The 19,678-nt window shown below is 44.7% G+C and carries 19 protein-coding genes and 2 pseudogenes; 4 read left to right on the top strand and 17 right to left on the bottom strand.

Annotated elements, in window-relative coordinates; all coding sequences use genetic code 11:
• Positions 1–137: 137 nt before the first annotated feature.
• The 11 genes and pseudogenes from ONZ52_RS22595 to tsaE form a co-directional block, all read right to left on the bottom strand.
• The gene (locus tag ONZ52_RS22595) at positions 138–1,436 is read right to left on the bottom strand and encodes an adenylosuccinate synthase (RefSeq protein WP_265221151.1); all 1,299 of its coding nucleotides are present in this window, start codon (positions 1,434–1,436) and stop codon (positions 138–140) included.
• A 38-nt stretch (positions 1,437–1,474) separates the two neighbouring features.
• Positions 1,475–2,652: pseudogene (locus ONZ52_RS22590) on the bottom strand (ATP phosphoribosyltransferase regulatory subunit).
• 55 nt (positions 2,653–2,707) lie between these two features.
• Positions 2,708–2,863: a DUF2065 family protein gene (locus tag ONZ52_RS22585; RefSeq protein WP_265220860.1), complete on the bottom strand. Its 156-nt coding sequence runs from the start codon at positions 2,861–2,863 to the stop codon at positions 2,708–2,710.
• A 115-nt stretch (positions 2,864–2,978) separates the two neighbouring features.
• A complete protein-coding gene (gene hflC, locus ONZ52_RS22580; protein WP_265220859.1) occupies positions 2,979–3,860 on the bottom strand; it encodes a protease modulator HflC in 882 nt (293 codons plus the stop codon).
• Positions 3,860–5,107, bottom strand: a complete 1,248-nt coding sequence (gene hflK / locus ONZ52_RS22575; protein ID WP_265220858.1) for an FtsH protease activity modulator HflK — start codon at positions 5,105–5,107, stop codon at positions 3,860–3,862. The genes hflC and hflK overlap by 1 nt, the downstream gene beginning before the upstream one ends.
• Before the next feature lie 40 nt (positions 5,108–5,147).
• Positions 5,148–6,437 (bottom strand): ribosome rescue GTPase HflX, encoded by a 1,290-nt coding sequence (gene hflX / locus ONZ52_RS22570; protein WP_265220857.1) that lies wholly within the window; start codon positions 6,435–6,437, stop codon positions 5,148–5,150.
• A gap of 35 nt (positions 6,438–6,472) precedes the next feature.
• On the bottom strand, positions 6,473–6,718 hold the full coding sequence (gene hfq / locus ONZ52_RS22565; RefSeq protein WP_111607252.1) for an RNA chaperone Hfq: 246 nt from the start codon (positions 6,716–6,718) through the stop codon (positions 6,473–6,475).
• A gap of 90 nt (positions 6,719–6,808) precedes the next feature.
• Positions 6,809–7,741: a tRNA (adenosine(37)-N6)-dimethylallyltransferase MiaA gene (gene miaA / locus ONZ52_RS22560; protein ID WP_265220856.1), complete on the bottom strand. Its 933-nt coding sequence runs from the start codon at positions 7,739–7,741 to the stop codon at positions 6,809–6,811.
• A 1-nt stretch (position 7,742) separates the two neighbouring features.
• Positions 7,743–9,667: pseudogene (gene mutL, locus ONZ52_RS22555) on the bottom strand (DNA mismatch repair endonuclease MutL).
• Positions 9,668–9,721: 54 nt separating this feature from the next.
• Entirely contained in the window at positions 9,722–11,050 is a 1,329-nt protein-coding gene (locus ONZ52_RS22550) for an N-acetylmuramoyl-L-alanine amidase (protein ID WP_265220855.1), read from the bottom strand.
• A gap of 86 nt (positions 11,051–11,136) precedes the next feature.
• The gene (gene tsaE / locus ONZ52_RS22545) at positions 11,137–11,607 is read right to left on the bottom strand and encodes a tRNA (adenosine(37)-N6)-threonylcarbamoyltransferase complex ATPase subunit type 1 TsaE (RefSeq protein WP_265221150.1); all 471 of its coding nucleotides are present in this window, start codon (positions 11,605–11,607) and stop codon (positions 11,137–11,139) included.
• A gap of 152 nt (positions 11,608–11,759) precedes the next feature.
• Here tsaE and ONZ52_RS22540 point away from each other — a divergent pair, with 152 nt between their 5' ends.
• Positions 11,760–12,548 carry a sulfite exporter TauE/SafE family protein gene (locus tag ONZ52_RS22540; RefSeq protein WP_265220854.1) on the top strand — a complete coding sequence of 263 codons (789 nt, stop codon included), beginning with the start codon at positions 11,760–11,762 and terminating at the stop codon, positions 12,546–12,548.
• 23 nt (positions 12,549–12,571) lie between these two features.
• On the opposite strand, the gene orn is transcribed toward ONZ52_RS22540, so the two are convergent.
• Positions 12,572–13,123, bottom strand: coding sequence for an oligoribonuclease (gene orn / locus ONZ52_RS22535; RefSeq protein WP_265220853.1), 552 nt, complete (start codon positions 13,121–13,123; stop codon positions 12,572–12,574).
• A gap of 74 nt (positions 13,124–13,197) precedes the next feature.
• On the opposite strand from orn, the gene rsgA reads away from it, so the two are divergent.
• Entirely contained in the window at positions 13,198–14,232 is a 1,035-nt protein-coding gene (gene rsgA / locus ONZ52_RS22530) for a small ribosomal subunit biogenesis GTPase RsgA (protein ID WP_265220852.1), read from the top strand.
• Here rsgA and ONZ52_RS22525 read toward each other — a convergent pair.
• The 3 genes from ONZ52_RS22525 to motA are packed head-to-tail and all read right to left on the bottom strand — an operon-like array spanning position 14,229 to position 16,021.
• The gene (locus ONZ52_RS22525) at positions 14,229–14,828 is read right to left on the bottom strand and encodes an OmpA/MotB family protein (protein ID WP_265220851.1); all 600 of its coding nucleotides are present in this window, start codon (positions 14,826–14,828) and stop codon (positions 14,229–14,231) included. The genes rsgA and ONZ52_RS22525 overlap by 4 nt on opposite strands.
• Positions 14,825–15,136 (bottom strand): flagellar motor protein MotB, encoded by a 312-nt coding sequence (locus ONZ52_RS22520; RefSeq protein WP_265220850.1) that lies wholly within the window; start codon positions 15,134–15,136, stop codon positions 14,825–14,827. The genes ONZ52_RS22525 and ONZ52_RS22520 overlap by 4 nt, the downstream gene beginning before the upstream one ends.
• A gap of 30 nt (positions 15,137–15,166) precedes the next feature.
• Positions 15,167–16,021: a flagellar motor stator protein MotA gene (motA, locus tag ONZ52_RS22515; protein ID WP_265220849.1), complete on the bottom strand. Its 855-nt coding sequence runs from the start codon at positions 16,019–16,021 to the stop codon at positions 15,167–15,169.
• A gap of 120 nt (positions 16,022–16,141) precedes the next feature.
• Between motA and ONZ52_RS22510 the strand changes: the two genes are divergently transcribed.
• Together ONZ52_RS22510 and asd are read left to right on the top strand one after the other, a co-directional pair.
• Positions 16,142–17,626: an HDOD domain-containing protein gene (locus ONZ52_RS22510; RefSeq protein WP_265220848.1), complete on the top strand. Its 1,485-nt coding sequence runs from the start codon at positions 16,142–16,144 to the stop codon at positions 17,624–17,626.
• A gap of 23 nt (positions 17,627–17,649) precedes the next feature.
• The gene (gene asd / locus ONZ52_RS22505; RefSeq protein ID WP_265220847.1) at positions 17,650–18,510 is read left to right on the top strand and encodes an archaetidylserine decarboxylase; all 861 of its coding nucleotides are present in this window, start codon (positions 17,650–17,652) and stop codon (positions 18,508–18,510) included.
• Positions 18,511–18,564: 54 nt separating this feature from the next.
• On the opposite strand, the gene ONZ52_RS22500 is transcribed toward asd, so the two are convergent.
• Both ONZ52_RS22500 and ONZ52_RS22495 read right to left on the bottom strand, forming a co-directional pair.
• On the bottom strand, positions 18,565–18,921 hold the full coding sequence (locus tag ONZ52_RS22500; RefSeq protein ID WP_265216700.1) for a serine hydrolase domain-containing protein: 357 nt from the start codon (positions 18,919–18,921) through the stop codon (positions 18,565–18,567).
• Positions 18,918–19,553 carry a serine hydrolase domain-containing protein gene (locus ONZ52_RS22495; RefSeq protein WP_265216699.1) on the bottom strand — a complete coding sequence of 212 codons (636 nt, stop codon included), beginning with the start codon at positions 19,551–19,553 and terminating at the stop codon, positions 18,918–18,920. The genes ONZ52_RS22500 and ONZ52_RS22495 overlap by 4 nt, the downstream gene beginning before the upstream one ends.
• Positions 19,554–19,678: the final 125 nt, after the last annotated feature.

The raw sequence follows: 19,678 nt of genomic DNA, 5'->3' as shown, positions 1-19,678 counted from the left end.
CTTAGTGCCCAGCAAACTCCTCCCCCTCTTTTCACTCTATTTACAAAGAATACTAATATGATGAACTTAGCTAGGCGCAAGAACAAAAAAAGCCGCAAAATGCGGCTTTTTTACCATCCAATAAAATACGCTACGACTTAGTGCTTGAAAGGATCGCGCAGTACAATCGTTTCGTTACGGTCTGGACCAGTAGAAATAATATCCACAGGCACACCCACTTGCTCTTCTAAGAAACGAATATAGTCTTGAGCATTTTTAGGCAAAGCTTCGAAACTTGGCGCACCAACCGTCGATTCAGTCCAACCAGGCATCTCGACATAGACAGGCTTGGCTTGCTCATACCCTTCACTATCAACCAACGAACCCGCAACTGGATTACCATTAGCATCAGCGTAAGAAACACAAACTTTAATGACAGACGAACCGTCGAGCACATCCAACTTAGTTAAGCAGATACCAGATACAGAGTTAATCTGAACCGCATGACGCAAAGCCACCGCATCAAACCAACCACAACGACGCGAACGCCCCGTTGTCGCACCAAACTCATGACCGCGACGACCTAGACGCTCACCGTCTTCGTCAAACAGTTCTGTTGGAAATGGACCAGACCCTACACGAGTTGTATAAGCCTTGGTAATCCCCAACACATAATCCAAGTACAAAGGACCAAACCCTGTACCGGCAGGCGCTCCGCCCGCAGTTGTATTGGAAGATGTTACATAAGGATAAGTACCATGATCCACATCTAATAATGAACCTTGCGCACCTTCGAACATAATGTTCGCACCCGCTTTACGCAAATCATGCAACAAAGTAATGGTATCCGCCACCATTGGTCGCAAAAACTCGGCCATTTCCAAGCCTTCAGCGTAAACCTTATCAAAAGAAATAGGCTCTACTTTGTGGTAATTCGTCAAAATAAAATTATAGTACTCAAGCACTTCTTTCAGCTTAGTAGCAAAGCGCTCAGAGTCCAACAAGTCACCAACTCGGATAGCACGGCGAGCTACTTTATCTTCATAAGCAGGCCCAATACCTCGACCCGTTGTACCGATCTTTTTCTCACCCTTAGCAAGCTCACGAGCCTGATCAATCGCAATATGGTAAGGCAGAATCAATGGACAAGCAGCACTGATTTTCAAGCGCTCGACGGCAGGCACACCTTGCTCAAGAAGTTCAAGCACTTCCGTCTTCAATGCTGCCGGAGACAAGACAACACCATTACCTATGATGCACTGAACACCATCACGCAAGATACCAGAAGGAATCAAATGCAAGACGGTTTTCTTGCCATCGATCACCAAGGTGTGGCCAGCATTGTGACCACCTTGAAAACGTACAACTGCAGCAACATCCTCAGTAAGCAGGTCGACAACCTTACCCTTACCTTCATCGCCCCATTGAGTGCCTAGAATAACAACATTTTTACCCATAATTTCAGGTCTCATTTAGATAGTTCTTAAAGAAAAGTCTAGCTTCGAACCGGCAGCAACTGCCAAGCCCCATCCACAAAATCCAACTTAAAATCCGCTTCTCCAGTGTAATGGTCGTCCAAAACCTCTACAACTTGATAACCTTCAGCACGCAGAGAATTCACCTTCAGCCACAACTCGTTACTTGAGCAAATTGGCGACAGTACTGTTTTTGGTTTATTGACAACAATATCCGTCAAAGCAACCAAGGCTTTTACATCCGTGCTAAAACCGGTCGCGGGTCTAGGTCGACCAAAGACCTCGCCAATATTATTGTAACGCCCGCCCCGAGCAATCGCATTGCCATGACCCGGAACGTAAGCCGCAAATACCACACCAGTGTGATAGCTATAAGAAACCAAATCACTTAAATCAAAATGCAGCCCAACATTAGGAAAACGCTGACAAATAGAACGACTCACATCTTGCAACAAAACAATAGCATCACGAATAGATTCATTAACACTGCCAAGCAATTCAGACGCGCGTTGCAACACACTCTTGTCACCACACAAACGCGGCAACCCTACCAACCACTGTTTCTGAACGTCGCGCAGACCGTTAAGACCATCTACGTATCGATCTAACTCAGGCAAATCTTTCGCTTTGTAAAGCTCAATTAATTTACCCTCCTGTTCTGCCGTTAGATCGCAAGCGGAAAGAACACCACTGACGACATCTACATGCCCCAAATCAAGCACAACATTAGACAAGCCAGCAACAGACAAGGTTTGCAACATCAAAGACAACACTTCGATATCACTTTCTACACCGCCATGACCGTAAATTTCCGCCCCTAACTGAATAGGGCTACGAGTACCATCTAAGCCAGCCGGCATAGTTCTTAAGACACTACCACAATAACTCAAACGCTGAACCCCATCATCCTTAAGACAATGAGCGTCGATACGAGCCACCTGGGAAGTAAAATCGGCACGTATCCCCAAAAGCCGACCCGATAGCTGGTCAATCACTTTAAAGGTTTCAATTTCTAGGTCTGAACCAGCACCCGTAAGGAGGGAATCCAAATACTCTAAAAGAGGGGTATTACTAATTGATATCCCCAGCTTTCGTGGAGATTAAGCAGAGTTCTTCTAAGGTGTTCGATTTTAGCAGCCTGCTCAGGCAACGCCTCATCAACGCCCTCAGGAAGCAACCAACGATCTGCTAATGTCATTAAATTATCCTCTTAGCTTCGTGTCAGCAAAAGAAGCATTAATCCAAGAAACATACTAACCGCCCCCAGAATGCGCAAATTCAAATCTGAGGCTCGCGATTGCTTTTACCATTATTTCTCTCCACACATTGGGAGCCAGAAAAGGTAAAACACCCTCGGCGATCAATAAAAGGCTGACGCCAACCAGCAGCGACTGCAACAATTCCTGCATAGATTCTCTTTATTTTGACCATTAAAAAACCGGGCTTGGCCCGGTTTGTGTAATAGTACCATGTTTCCCATTTTAACAAATAGGCTTCACGTACGATTATTGACGAATATAGATGCTATTTCGTACCGCCACGAGTCGAACTATTCAAATATTTGAAGAATTCGCTATCTGGTTCAAGTACAAACAAATCACTGCTACCGCTGAAGCTTTCGCGATACGCCTGAAGACTACGATAAAATTCATAGAATTCTGGATCCTGCGTATACACTTTTGAATAGATAGCGGCCGCTTTAGCATCACCATCACCGCGTATCATTTCTGCATCACGTTGCGCTTCCGCCTCAAGAACGACCTGCTGACGATCAGCGTCCGCACGTATCCCTTCAGCCAGCTCCAAACCTTTCGATCTGTGCTCACGAGCTTCACGCTCACGCTCCGTTCTCATACGCTGGTAAACAGATTCACTAACATCAGGCGGCAAATCGATTCGTTTAACACGAATGTCAACGATAGAAATCCCCAACTCATTCTGAGCAACTCGATTTAAATCATCACGCAACTCGGTCATCAACTGATCTCGCTGACCAGAAACCACCTCATGCATGGTTCGCTCACCAAACTTATTTCTCAACCCGGTATCCACACGAGAAGACAACACTCGGTTCGCAACAAACTCATCGCCAGATGTCGCTTGATAAAACTTCGCAACAGAATCAATTTTCCATTTAACGTAAGAATCCACAATAACAGCTTTCTTCTCTAGCGTTAAATAACGCTGAGGACGAGAGTCCATCGTTAGAATTCGTGCATCAAACTTCTTAACTTCATTCATAATCGGAAGCTTAAAGTGAAGGCCAGGCTGAACATCTTCCCGAACAATCTCACCAAACTTAAGCACAACCGCACGCTCTGTTTCTTTGACAACAAAAAGCGTCTGAGAAGCAATCAACACACCGAGAAGAACAACAAATAAAACTGAAAAAGAAAAGCCTTTCATTAGTTTCTGCCCTCTCTACGAATGGTTGCACTTTGGCGCTTACGTATCTCATCAAGCACCTGATCAGTTAACGCTCCAATATTTCCGGAGCTCATAGAGCCAGTACCTGTAGATGATTCAGCACGCTGCTTCATAAGCTGATCCAAAGGCAAATACATCATGTTATTTCCACCCTCAGTGTCAACAACAACCTTATTCACATCTTTATAAACTGTTTCCATCGTTTCAATATACAGACGGCGACGCGTTACATCTGGTGCTTTCGTGTACTCACGGTACAAGCGATCAAAACGATCTGCCTGACCACTTGCACGAGCAACGATCTCAGAGCGGTAAGCTTCAGCTTCTTCACGAATACGCTGCGCACGACCACGAGCTTCTGGAATGATACCATTCGCATAAGACTCAGCTTCATTTCGCACACGCAACTCATCTTCTTTCGCCTTGATAACGTCATCAAACGCTTCCTGCACCTGAGTTGGTGCCTGAGTATTTTCCACGTTCACTTTCGAAATCAACACACCAGTACCGTATGCCGTGCTGTAATCCTGAATTCTTACTTTCACCTCTTCCGCAAGCAATTCTCGACCTTGCGTTAGAATTTGATCCATCTCAGAACTGCCGACAACATGACGAAGCGCGCTTTCTGTTATTTGAGCAAGTGATTCTTCAGGATTACGTACGTTGATCAAGAAATCCTTCGGATCCTGTACTGAGTACTGAACCGAAACACCTACCTCAACAATAGCGTCATCAACCGTTAGCATGAGTGCTTTATGATCATGAGAACGAACTTTTGTAACATTCACTTTACTGACAGAGTCAATCATTGGTGGATTCCAATGCAACCCAGGCATAACCGTAGAATGATACTTACCTAAACGAAGCACGACACCTCGCTCTTGTTGATCCACCTGATACACGCCTGTTGCCGCCCACAAGGCAAGCAACGCCAACAAAATAATTGCAATTAAACTGCCACCAAATTTGCCAGACATGCCGGAATCACCACCGTTAGAACCGCCAGATTTGCGGGATTTTTTAACCCCCAACATATCCATCAGTTTACGGAAGGCCTCATCCAAATCTGGAGGACTTTGATCTTTACCTCCAGTCGGTTTACGACCCCAAGGATCATTATCGGCGTCTTTCTCACGACCTCCGTCCGGACGCCCAGCACCATTATTACGGTTCTTATCTGGATTCCATGGGTCATTGTCGTTATTACCCGGTTCATTCCAGGCCATACTACGTCTCCACTTTATTTTAATGATAACCCTGTGCGACTCATGCAGTTTCTATCTGATCCTCAGACATACCTGCGCGAGCCAAAATCTGTAAATAGTCTTTTTTCGGCAGCTTCACATCAAGAACAAATCGACCCGTTTCATCAAAATACTCCGACCTGACCGCCCCATGCTCAAACAACATTGCTCTGATACGACCATACTTACTGGACAAATAAAGCGTTTCGCTAAAAACGTCCTCAGCCAACAGTTCAGCAATGGCTTGTTTCAGCAAATCAACACCTTGACCATCACGAGCAGACAACCAAACTCGGAAAGGGTTCCCGTCAGCGTCTCTATCAATTCGAGGTTCCGTATCTGCCAAAGCATCTATTTTATTAAATACTTTTAACATCGGCACTTCATCAGCACCAATTTCTTTTAACACAGAATCAACGTGCGCCATATTCTCATCACGAGAAATGTCAGCAGCGTCAACGACGTGCAAAAGCAAGTCTGCCTCAGACGACTCTTTTAAGGTCGCTTGAAAGGCTTTGATCAAGCGGTGCGGCAACTGACGAATAAACCCAACCGTATCCGCCAAGACAATAGAGCCAATCTGCTCAAGGTCGAGACGTCTTAAAGTCGGATCCAATGTCGCGAACAACTGATCTGCGGCATACACATCCGCCCCTGTTGCTCGATTAAACAAAGTCGACTTACCTGCGTTTGTATAGCCAACCAAAGAAACCGTTGGCACTGCAGATCGATCTCTGGACCGACGACTTTGGTCACGCTGCGACTCAACTTTCTCCAATCGCTTTTGAATAGATTTGATACGCTCTCTTAACAAACGACGGTCAGTTTCAAGCTGCGTCTCACCAGGCCCACGCATACCTATCCCGCCTTTTTGGCGTTCCAAGTGCGTCCAACCTCGAATAAGACGAGTTGACATATGTTGAAGCTGAGCTAACTCAACTTGCAACTTACCTTCATGGGTGCGTGCACGTTGTGCGAATATATCAAGAATTAAACCTGTGCGATCAAGCACACGACATTGAAAAACACTTTCTAAATTGCGCTCTTGGGAAGGAGACAAAGCATGATCGAAAAGAACGACCTGCGCACCTTCACGATCAACAATGTCTTTTATTTCAGCTAGCTTGCCAGTACCAATATAGTACTTAGCATCAGGACGCTGACGAGATCCCGTTACAACCGCAACGGGATCTGCGCCAGCCGAAATAGCAAGCTCAACAAACTCTTCAGGTCCATAAGATTCACTTTGATCACGAAAATCTATATGGACCAATACAGCTATTTCACCACTATCGGGACGTTCAAAAAACAATCTGGTATTCCTCTGCTTGCCCTGTGAAAGACAAGCTATTCAGCAGCATCTTCCGGCTGATCAGGAGACGGGACGCGGATAGTACGAGAAGGTACTACCGTAGAAATGGCGTGTTTATAAACCATTTGACTGACGGTATTTTTCAACAGAATCACAAACTGATCGAATGATTCGATTTGACCTTGAAGTTTAATTCCATTTACAAGAAAGATAGACACTGGCACTCTTTCTTTGCGTAGAATATTTAGATAAGGGTCTTGTAATGATTGCCCTTTTGACATTGGAATCTCCTTAAGTTAAGCGCAAAAAATTAAATTAAATATTGATAAAACAATACCGTAGATACTACACCAATTTTTTATCTATTTCCCCTATATAATCCTGCTTTCGATGTAATTCAAGGCATCAGGCACAAGATCTTTTGACAAACTGTCAAAAATCATCAAATCCTCCCACCCTCTCAGCCAAGTAAGCTGTCTCTTAGCCAGTTGACGTGAGGCGACGATACCTTTAAAGATAGCATCATCTAGCAAATCGTCACCGTTTAAATATTGCCATAATTGCCGATAACCGACACAACGCATAGAAGGCATCTCAATAGACAAATCGCCACGTCGATAAAACCCTTCCACTTCAGCCAAAAAACCTTGATCCATCATATCGTAAAAGCGCTGTTCGATACGTTGATGTAAAACACTGCGCTCTTTCGGCATAACGGCCAAATTAATCATCTCAAACGGCAAAGACACAGACTCCTGCTCCGCCCAAAGCTGAGTCATAGACTTTCCTGTCAATCGAAACACCTCAATCGCCCTTTGCAAACGCTGTGGATCATTGGGATGTATACGCAAAGCCGCTTCAGGGTCAACCTTTTGTAACTCTTCATGCAATGACGACCAGCCTTTTTCAGATGCTTCCTCTTCAATCATAGCGCGCATTTCAGCATTTGCATTAGGCATTTCAGCCAAACCTTTTTGCAATGCATTAAAATACATCATGGTCCCCCCCACCAAAAGCGGGGTTTTCCCTTTAGACAAAATGTCTTGTGCGTGCTCGACGGCATCCAAAACAAAATCGGCAGCCGAATAGGATTCAACAGGATCGATAATATCAATCAGTCTATGTGGCGCCTTTACCAACAAAGCGGCATCTGGCTTTGCGGTTCCTATGTCCATACCCTTGTACACAAGCGCCGAATCCACACTAATAATTTCAAAATCATGGTGCTGGGCAAGCTCAACTGCCAACCCAGTCTTCCCTGAAGCCGTCGGCCCCATCAAGCAAACTACATGTGGCTTTGCCATATTAACGCCCCCTCAAAAAGAGTTTATCTAAATCAGACATACTCAAATGCGCCCAAGTTGGCCTACCATGGTTACACTGCCCGCTCCGCTCAGTGACTTCCATATCACGAAGAAGACTGTTCATTTCTGCAATGGTTAACTTACGATTCGCACGCACTGCACCATGACAAGCCATTGACGCCATCAACTCATTTGCCCGTGACGCCAACAAATCAGAGACGCCGTTCGCCGACAAATCACTGATGACGTCACGCACTAGACCTTCCACATCACCCCGTATAAGTATAACGGGGACTTCACGCACCATAACACTTTCTAATCCTGTTCTTTCTACACAGAACCCAAACGCACCAAACACCTCACCACTTTCCTCAACAAGATCTGCCTCACTTTGCGACACAGCAATATTAATGGGAACTAAAAGGGGTTGAGATGAAATGTTTTTTTGATAAAAAGCCGCCTTCATACGCTCATACACAATGCGCTCATGAGCTGCATGCATATCCACCAAAATAAGCCCTTGCTCACTTTCTGAGAGAATGTACACACCATGCAACTGTGCCACGGCAAAGCCTAATGGCGGCACGGTTTGATAATCAGACTCTGACCTCTCGAATGGGTTCTCATTTTGCCCCACATCGCTTAAAGGAGCGACTTCCCTGACCTCTCCTGTTTCAGGGTCAACCACTTCCGTTGAAGACACATATTGTTGCGCATAACCCGATAGACGGCGCATGCCATCAAGCTGTCCGCGCACCTCCGAGGCAGCCACCGAATTCGTCGCTGATCTCATCCAATCCATAGAGGACGCTGTAGCGCGATTAGATAAAGGCAAAGCCGATTGCTCAGTAATATCCACTGCGCGCGCACCTTCACCACTCCCTACGGGGTCATTCATACCGGTAGGAGCAGCATCAGACTCTGGCCGAACATCCGCGATTGCCTTATGAATTCGACTGAATAAAAAATCATGCACTAAGCGCCCATCGCGAAAACGCACTTCGTGCTTAGTAGGATGCACGTTCACATCCACGGTAGAAGGATCTAACTCAAGGTACAAAACAAACGTAGGGTGCCGACCGTTATATAAAACATCGCGATAAGCCTGGCGCACAGCATGAGCCACCAACTTATCTTTAACCACACGGCCATTCACAAAGAAATACTGCAGATCCGCCTGAGACCTAGAGAATGTCGGTAGACCAATCCACCCCCACAGACGCAACCCCGCCGCTTCAACATCAAGCGTCAAAGCGTTTTCTATAAACTTTTTCCCCAGCAAGGTGGCGAGTCTATGCTCAGCATGGAGCTGATCGGTTACGGGCCGAAGATCATAAACCTGCTTGCCATTGTGACTTAAACGAAAACCCGTTTCGTAACGACTCAATGCCAGTCGCTTAACCACTTCTTCTAAGTGGGCGAACTCCGTTTTTTCAGTACGCAAGAATTTACGACGGGCAGGGGTATTAAAAAACAAATCTCGTACTTCAATGGTCGTACCCTGAGGATGAGACGCAGGACGAACCGCTGTAGCCATGTCTTTTCCTTCCGCCTCAACACGCCAAGCTTCTTGTTCATTTTCGGCTCGAGACGTAAGGTGCATCCTAGACACAGAGCTAATACTGGCCAATGCTTCACCACGAAAACCGAGAGTACGCACCGCTTCCAAGTCATCCAAGGTGACAATTTTGCTTGTCGCATGACGACTCAAGGCCAACGAAAGATCCTCTTTCATAATGCCAGAGCCATTATCTCGTATTTTTATACACCTAACGCCCCCTGCTCAACATCAATGTCAAGCTGAGAGGCGCCAGCATCAAGACTGTTTTCAAGCAACTCCTTTACGACGGAAGCGGGTCGTTCAACCACCTCTCCCGCAGCAATTTGGTTGGCTAGACGTGGCGATAAAAGATTAATTCTTTGCATGAACGACCTTCAAAAATGACAACCCCTTCCGACACAAGGGGTTTAAATATGGCGTTATCCGGCAGGAATAACAAGTTTCTGACCAATCCAAATAACATCATTATTGAGATTATTGGCTTGACGCAAAACAGGCAAGGAAACTTGGTTGCGACGTGCGATTTCAGACAAGGTATCCCCTTTACCAACCGTATAAACACGATCTGTATGCTTATTTTGCTTCCATGCAACCAGAGAGCCGTCTGGGGCATTCTTAGTGAAATACCCAATCACGCCTTTGGCTATTGAAGCTGCGAGCTTTACACGATAAGTCTTACTTGATAAGTTTTTCGCTTCAGTACTATTGGAAACAAAACCTGTTTCAATCAAGATAGATGGAATATCAGGTGACTTTAAAACCACAAAGCCTGCTTGCTGAACACTGTCCTTATGCAAGACAGCCACATTCTTCATTTCTCCCAAAACACTGTCACCCACATTCAAACTCATTTGAATGGTGGAGTTCATAGACATATCAAGCAACACCTCTGCCAACAACTGATCCTTATCATCAAGCGAAATACCGCCAACTAAGTCAGCAGAATTTTCTTGTTGAGCTAGCCATCGACCCATTTCAGACGTTTTACCACTTAACGAGAGCGCCCACACTGAAGCGCCACGAGCACTTGCCTTGGTAAACGCATCAGCGTGTATTGAAATTAATAAATCAGCATTGGCTTCACGCGCCACTCGAGAACGATCACGCAACTGAAGATAAGTGTCGGTAGACCGAGTCAAAACAGCTTTAAAGCCTTCTACGGCGTTAATTCGGCTTGCCAACTCTTTACCAATAGACAACACAATATCTTTTTCACGAACATTGTGCTGCCCCAAAGCACCAGGATCCTTTCCACCGTGCCCCGGATCAATCGCAATCACAATGTCACGCTTCTCTTTCGACAAATTCGCCAAGCTTTTGACGACAGTGGCAGGCTTTCGAACACCGTACTCAAGCTCGACTAATATACGAGGACCATAGGTGCCATTGGCGGCCAGCACGGTGCTTTTGGCCTTAGCGGCTTGCGCCAAATCAAGCACAAATCGCACACCATTATCACGCTTAGCGTAGCGAACGCGCATCAACACATCTGAAGACAAGGCTGACAACCCATCAACCACAGACGCTTCTAGATTAACGCCACTCACATCTAAGACCACCCTCTCTGGATTTGAAAGAGGAAAAATCCGATGCTCAGAAAGCTCAGAAAGCTCAAAGACCAAACGCGTCACCCCTTCCTGTTGGGCAACACGAATATCTCGAACCTCTGCCGCAAACACATCTAAACATGCGACAGACAGGATTAAATTAATAAAAACAAAAAGACAAATTTGAAATTTAGTATGCATATCAGACAGCTAGCTAGTATATCTGTCACACTATAACCGCTGATTAAGTGGATCTCAATCTTACTTATAGTAAAGACATCTATACATCAAGAAGTTATGACCTTTGCTAGTGCATTTAACGCCACATTCCCCTTTTCTGATTGCGCAATAAAAGAAACATGACGTCCATGCCGGATCAATCCCAAAGAAATGACCAGATCAGCCTCAGGAAGCACCCCACGCCCCATTTCAGCCCACTCTATCAAGCATAAGCTGCCAACAGTGAAATAATCACGAATCCCCATAAACTCAAGCTCTTCGGCATTCCCAACCCGATAAAGGTCAAAATGATAAGCCTCCAGACCCATAAACTCATACGGCTCAACGATGGTATAGGTTGGACTCTTTACAGGCCCTTGATACCCCAAACCGCGTAATATCCCCCTTACTAGCGTCGTTTTGCCCATACCTAAATCACCCTCTAGATAGACGACACCCCCTTCTTTTAGCGCGGAAGAAACAATCGCACCCAAGCCCTCCATCGCCTCTTCACCATAAATCTCTTTTTCTATTCGCATCACCAACTAGCCCTTCTCACTTCAACATACAGGCAAACCAAAACAATAACGGCAATTCTAATACACAAGTCTTTTGAAACAAGTATCAATGGCGCATAATTAGTAAACAAGACTTTATCATTCACACACATCCCCTACTAACAAGGATACCTATGGATTGGTTGCTCATCTCACTGATTGGTATTGCCGTGTTTATCACTGGTGTTTCGAAAGGGGGATTTTCTGGTGCATTTGGCATCCTTGCCGTACCACTTATATCTCTGCAAACCTCACCAACGCTTGCTGCCGCCATCATGCTGCCCATTCTCTGTATCATGGACATATTTACCGTGCAAAAGTTCTGGAAAAAATGGAACGCAGAACAACTCTTGAAATGCATTCCAGCGGCAATAGTTGGCGTGATTATTGGCGGCTTAACCGCATCTTGGTTCTCGACAGAGTGGTTAAAAATCATGGTCGGAGTCATTGCAGTAGGCTTTACACTGAACTCATGGCCAAGAAAAAACACCAACACAACACGAAAACCACTTAGCGCCATAGCGGGAAAACTGTGGTGTGCCTTGGGTGGATTCACTAGCTTTATCGCCCATGCTGGCGGACCACCAATGAGCGTATATTTGCTGAGAGCCAATCTAGATAAAACCCAATACGTTGCCACCGCTGCGGTTATTTTTACCGCCATCAATTACGTAAAACTAATACCCTATGGCATGTTAGGACAGCTCAACACATCAAACATACTGCTGTCGCTTAGCTTCACCCCTATCGCCTTTTTAGGGGTACAACTTGGCGCATGGCTGCACTATAAAATATCCACAGCGCTGTTCTTCAAAGCCATGTATAGCTGTCTTTTTTTAACCGTGGTTAAAACTGATATGGGATGGCATCTCCGGACTAAATTAGCGGACAACAAGTCCGCTAACGTTATAGAGGTTAATTAACCGTTGACTAAAGGACGGCCGCCCTAATCGTCCAAGCCAAACATGGTTTTACGGTAGTGTTTCAATTCACCGATAGACTCTAAAATATCATCCAAAGCCAAATGCGAACCAGCTTTACTAAAACCATCCAGCGCTTCTGGCTTCCAGCGTTTCGCCAACTCTTTAACCGTACTCACGTCCAAATAACGATAATGGAAAAACGCTTCCAATTTAGGCATGTAGCGATACAAAAAACGACGATCTTGGCCAACACTATTTCCACAAATAGGCGATTTTCCTGCCGGAACATATTGCGCCAAAAACTTAATCGTCTCTTCTTCCGCCTGCGCCATACTAATTGTTGATGCTAACACTTTTGCTGTTAACCCTGAATTTCCATGATGTTTCGTACACCACTCATCCATCGCATCCATCACGGCCTTCTCTTGGTGAACCACAAGATTCGGCCCTTTAGCCAAAACATTCAAATGTTTGTCAGTTACCACCGTCGCAATTTCAATAATGGTATCGGTTTCTGGGTCTAATCCTGTCATTTCAAGATCGATCCACACTAAATTCTCTTCATTTAAGCTCATAATCTTCCAAGTCCTTTATTATCAATGCCAAGCATTATACTCTATGCGCCTTACTTTATGACCAGACGAATCTAATGTCGAAGCGAAAACTTACTAAACAACAAACTTGGCGAATCGAAAGAATTCATAAAGAGCGCGTTGAACGCACTCAGAAACGAGGAGATATCGCCGAAGAACTTTTACAATCCTCTGATCTCGGCCCCGAGACAGAAGGCATCATCATTTCTCACTTTGGCACACAAGTAGAAGTTGAAGGCACTCAAGAACCGTTTATTGGCATCTCTACACGTTGTAATTTACGTGCCAACTTAGGCCAGCTTGTGACAGGTGACAAAGTCATTTGGCGCCCTAAACAAAATGAAGGTGGCGTAGTCGTAGCAACAACACCAAGAAATACATCTCTATCTCGCCCAGACATGCACGGCAGAATAAAACCCGTTGCAGCCAACATAGATCATATCATCGTCGTTATTGCTGCAGAGCCTGTTGCACATGCCAACTTAATTGACCGCTATCTAGTGGCTGCAGAAACCGTTGGCATACCTCCAGTCATATTGCTCAATAAGTGCGACTTGATCGACGACAGTAACAAAGAAGAATTAGACACTCTGATTAAAACCTACGAAGATCTTAATTATAAGATCATCAGAACCTCGATTAAAAACCAGGCAGGCATGGAAGCGCTCTATAACTTCCTGCAGGACAAAACCAGCGTCTTTGTTGGCCAATCCGGTGTAGGGAAATCCTCTCTTATAGGCACTTTACTACCAAGTATTGACATCAGTGTGGGCGAGTTATCTCAAAAACGCAAAAAAGGCGTACACACCACTACCACAGCCAGACTGTTCCATATGCCGAAAGGCGGCGATCTTATTGACTCACCAGGTATACGTGAATTTGGCTTATGGCATATTTCTGAAGAAGAGCTATTAAATGGCTTTATAGAGTTTCGGCCACACATTGGTTACTGTCGTTTTCGCGATTGTGCCCATGAGAAAGAACCTGGATGCGCCATTCTTGGAGCCTTAGCAGAAGGCAAAATCACAGAACACCGCTTCCAAAGCTTTTTACGGATAAAACAGTCTATTCGAGAAAACCAAGCCTTTTAAAACACCGTTTCAGGTGTGATTTTCAAATCTGATTGCTGGACAGGGTTGCCAAAATTGCGGCGATTCTGATCCAGCAATTTTTTGTACGCATCATCCGTTAACAAGGTAATACTAATACGTCGATTTTGAGCACTATCAGTCTCAAATCGATTATAAGGTATGGTATCAGATAAACCGATCACCTGAGCAATTCGCTTATCGTCAACCCCACCTTCTTCTAAAATATGGCGTGCTGCGTTCGCCCTCATGGCAGACAAATCCCAGTTATCCAAACTACCGGTATCATTAAATTTAGAAGAGTCTGTGTGCCCAGTAATCACGATAGGATTAGTGATTTTATTAAAAATCGGAGCCATTGTTAAAAGCGTATTCTCAATATCTGGCATCATACGAGCACTACCACGCTCAAACATCGGCTTATTCGGGTCATCTAATAATGTAATTCGAACGCCAAGCGGCGTAATTTCAATGCGCATATTTTGCTGTTGAGAAAGCAAGACATTCATCTTCCCTAGCTCTTCTTGCACCATATTGTTAAGGCTTTTGGACTCAGCAGTGTCAGGACCATTCCCCATCTGCGTATCTCTCGTTGTCACATCCGCACTCCCTGACTCAGGCAATTGCAGATCCAATTTTCTCTCAGAACTCTTTGCCGGACTCCCCCCAAATCAATCGGATTAGCACTAAAACCCGCCGTAGAAGCCCCTGTAGGATCTTGAAAATATCCCTCGATACTTGCCAATTCTTCTGGCGAAGCCACACTCAATATCCACAACACCAAAAAAAGCGCCATCATTGCCAAAGCAAAATCGGCCAAAGCAATTTTCCAGGCACCACTATGACGTCCGCCTTTTTTTATTTTCTTAACGCGCCGAATCACCAATCCGTTAGAACCTAAGGCCATCAATTATTCTCCTCTGTGCCGTAGTCCATATTAACGGTACTGCTTAAGATCATCTGCTAATTCAATAAAACTAGGACGCATATCTGGCGGTAGCAATTTACGCCCAGTCTCCACCGCTACAGGCGGTGCATAACCGGATACAATCGAATTCAGACACGCTTTGATACATAAATACGCCTTCAATTCATGAGTACCAAGATTTTCTAAATGAGTAGCGGCTGGTCCGACAAAACCATAGCCCAAAAAGATACCCAAGAACGTCCCTACCAGCGCAGCAGCAACATGAGTACCAATTTCTTCTAACGGGCCACCAATCGCCCCCATAGTGATAACGATACCCAATACAGCGGCAACAATACCGAATCCAGGTAAGGCTTCCGCCACCCGATTTAACGCATGACTCGGGGCAACCAGCTCTTCCTGAATTTGCTCTATCTCATTATCCATAATTGCCTCGATCTCATAAGCTGGCAAGCCGGTTAATGTAAAAATACGGTAGTTATCCGTTAAAAAATTGACCACTTCATGATCGCGAATAACGTCCGGAAAACGATTAAATAGTTCACTCGTAAAAGGTGACTCAATGTCTTCTTCAATTGCCAAAAAACCATTTTGACGACTTTTTTGAAACAGGCAATACATCAACCCCAGCAACTGCGTATAGAATCGCTTATTATGTCGACTCCCTGAGAATACCTGAGGCAACATGACCAATACTTTTTTCTGCACAACAAATGGATTGGCCATCATAAAAGCACCCAACGCAGCCCCACAAATAATAATCACCTCAAAAGGCTGCCATAAAGCCAGCATTTTTCCATGTGATGCCAAATAGCCAAACACCACACTAACAATCACCACTAACACGCCAGCTAATGCAAACATATTTTATTCCTTAATACTGACAAAGTATTCTCTCAACTCAATATACAGTATGATTGATGAGATCAAAAACATAAGAGCGCGTTAAACACACATTAACAAGAGCCACTAATGTAACCAGCTATGATAGACAAGTCACCTTCTGGCCTAAATGAATGGCTACATTTTCTGAAAAACAAAAAATTTCCTGTTCAAGCAGTTAGCCTCGCTCGTCTCAAAACTCAAATCAAACGAACAGAAGACACATTGGATGGAATACAAGCCAACATAGCATCAGACCCACTGTTGGCTTTTGCTATCCTGAATGAAGCAAATCGCATCGTACCAAATAAGAATAGCGAAATAAAAACACCCTTTCATGCTGCTGCCATGGTCGGAATGAATGGCATAGAAAAATTACTCCCACAATTTGCTCCTTACAATCTTAATGCGAAAGAAAAGCCAGCGCCGTTAATCGCTTTTTTAAGCGAAATACAAATCAGCTATGAAGCCGCAACCATTGCTAGGCGTTGGGCGATAGAAAAACTGACCAGCCACGAAGATGATATTTTTTGGATCACATTATTTCGCGATGCCGCCAGATGGCTATTGTGGTTTTATGCCTATCCAACCATGACTGTAATAGAACAAAAAATTCAACGAGGGGAAAAAGCCAGTCAAGCCGAACTTAACACCTTAGGGTGCCGCATTGATGAACTTACCGTACACCTCTGCACTCATTGGCACACCCCCAACAAAGTCATTGAATCATTTTTAACCAAACACATACCGAACGCAAAAGAACTACAAACACTTGCCCACTTAGCACACCACCCAGATGAATTGCCGGGCTTTACCGAAGATAAAAGACTCACTATTTTGACTAACAACCCTCTTATTTTTTCATACTGTGCTAATAAAGTAGCCCATGAAGCCAACCGTATGAAATGGGACTCGAAAAACTTACCTTTCTTCTACCGAGTTGTTGCCACCATCATGCACCGCCGCATCGGCGAGATCATCCAAATAGCTCATTTAGCAAGCACTGAGGCAGCAAAGCTCTTTAACAAAGGCGGAAAAATATCCCTCGCCCAACAACTCCTTGATCCCAATCTTTACAACCAAAGAGCCGTACCACCTACGAACCCCAACGCTCTTCTATCACCACTTGCTGAACTCAGAAGAGCAGTAGTTAAGTCAAACAATCAGGGGACAAAGCAAAAAGCCAGCCTAGCGTTAAAGACTATTTTAAAAGCAATCCCCAACGCCCAACACAGCATTCTGTTTAGACACTCGGACAATAAAGTGTCTCCGCTGTATCAGTCTGGCTACAACATAGAAGTCATTAAAGCCATTAAATGGAATACCCCTTCAAGCATTTTTAAAAAATTGTCTCAAAAAACATCAGCCACCCATTTGGCCGGAGCAAAACTTGACAAAATAGTCAGTGAATTACCCCACAAATCAGACCAAATCATTGATAAAAACAGCCACCTTATGCTTGCCTCAACACAGACATCAGCAAACGAAATGGTCATATTTTGGCTAGAAACACGAACAAAATTCAGTGAGAATGATTACAAAACGCTTAAGAAAATCGTTTCTTTAATCAGCCACACCACCCTATAAATTCATCTATCAGGATAAATAACGTGACTAAAGATCAACTGTTTGCATTTGCACAACACATCACACCACAGAAAACCCTATCACGTGCTATCGGCAAAATAGCCGAATGTGAAAACACTTGGGTTAAAAACACCTTTATCAGTCAGTTTGTAAAAAAATACCAAGTAGACATGAGCGAAGCCATCAACAGTGACGCACTGTCATACCGCAACTTCAATGACTTTTTTACCCGCGCAATCCGCCCCGAACTACGCCCTATTTGTAACGAAGAAAATAGTATCGCCTGCCCCGCCGATGGGGCCGTTAGCCAACTTGGCAACATTGAACATGGCACGCTGTTTCAGGCTAAATGTCACTATTACAGCTTAACTAGCCTACTAGGAGGCGATGCATCACTATCCAATCTGTTTTTAGGCGGCTCTTTCGCCACCGTTTATTTATCCCCTAAAGATTACCATCGCGTACATATGCCACTTTCTGGCAAATTAACAAAAATGATTCACATACCTGGGAAGCTATTTTCGGTCAACAAGGTAACAGCGGAACAAATCCCTAACGTCTTTGCTCGCAATGAACGCACCGTGTGCTTATTTGATACAGAGGCAGGTCCAATGGCAGTAATATTAGTTGGCGCCATGATTGTTGCCAGCATCGAAACCGTCTGGGCTGGGCAAGTGACACCCTTTAACAAAAACATTGTCACTTGGGACTATAAAGAACTTAATAATATTGAAATCAAAAAAGGCGAAGAAATGGGCCGATTCAAACTCGGCTCCACCGCCATTGTACTATTTGGGAAAAATGCAGTTAATTGGGAAGAGTCATTGCAAGCTGACACCCCCACAAAAATGGGTATGCATTTTGGCAATGTCGTCACGAAATAGTGCGAATCCAAACAAGCCTAGAAAGCCTGCTCTTAGCAGGCTTTTCTATCCTCATCATTGAGCTGCACTGACCACTGGCACGATATCTCTGCTCACCATCTGATGCAAACTATCCCGATAACCCGTTCGACCAGAGGGCAGCGTTTCTTCTGAAGTAATCGCAATGGTTAGCGCTAAGTCAGGCAACACATAGATCATTTGCCCACCATAACCCCAACCGTAATACCCTTGCACACCAGCAAAAGTTTGAATAAACCAACCATAGCCATATTCACCCTCATGAAAGCGAGACTGCGTTCTAGGTGTCCAGCTCTGTGCAATCCACTCTTTAGAAAGTAAACGCTGACCCTTATCTGTCAAACCTCCGCGCCGATACAGCTCCCCAAACGCCAACAAAGAAGAAGGCGTCATACCCACCTGATTCCCCCCATTGGAATACCCGTTGGACTGGTCTCCCAACTTTGCACTCGAACACCTGAACCCTGCAGCCACTGATTAGCTATAAGATAAGTATGCTGACCAGTTTGCTGCATAATTATCGCGGACAACAGATGCGTGTTACCCGTTGAATACTGCATATCACCCCCAACCTCATCAATAAAAGGCCATGACAAAGCCGTTTTAACCCAATCATCACTAACCACCCAACGACCATAGTTACGGCCAGAGGTCCGCTCCAACCCCGCTTGCATGGAAAGTAAATGCCCAATGGTAATATCATTTAAACGAGGGTCTGGATTCTTGGGAAATTGGTCCGCCAGCAAAGACGCAATAGGCTGATCCACACCCTCTATCACGCCACGATCAATCGCCATACCAACAATAGCCGACATCAGCGATTTTGACGCCGATTTAATATTCGTCACCGCATTAATATTAGCCTTATTGTAGGCCTTTGCCCAAACCACTTGCCCCTTATGCGCAATATGAACGGTCTTAATGTTCGAAAAGCTCTGAGCGGTTTTATCCATCGCCCCGAAATCCAAAGCCTTAGCCTGAAGACTAATCAACAAGAGCAATGAACCAAACATCAGAAAACGCATATTGAACTATTCACCTTATGTTATACGAATAAATAATAACCATAATACCGACAAATATAGCCATAGCAAAAGCCCACAAAAAAGCCTGCATAAAGCAGGCTTTTTTGGCTATTTAGAGAAGCAAA

Source organism: Marinomonas rhodophyticola (genome assembly GCF_026113935.1).
Classification (GTDB): Bacteria; Pseudomonadota; Gammaproteobacteria; order Pseudomonadales; family Marinomonadaceae; genus Marinomonas; species Marinomonas rhodophyticola.
Note: the sequence above shows the minus strand (reverse complement) of the source record. Positions and strands in the feature narration are given on the sequence as shown.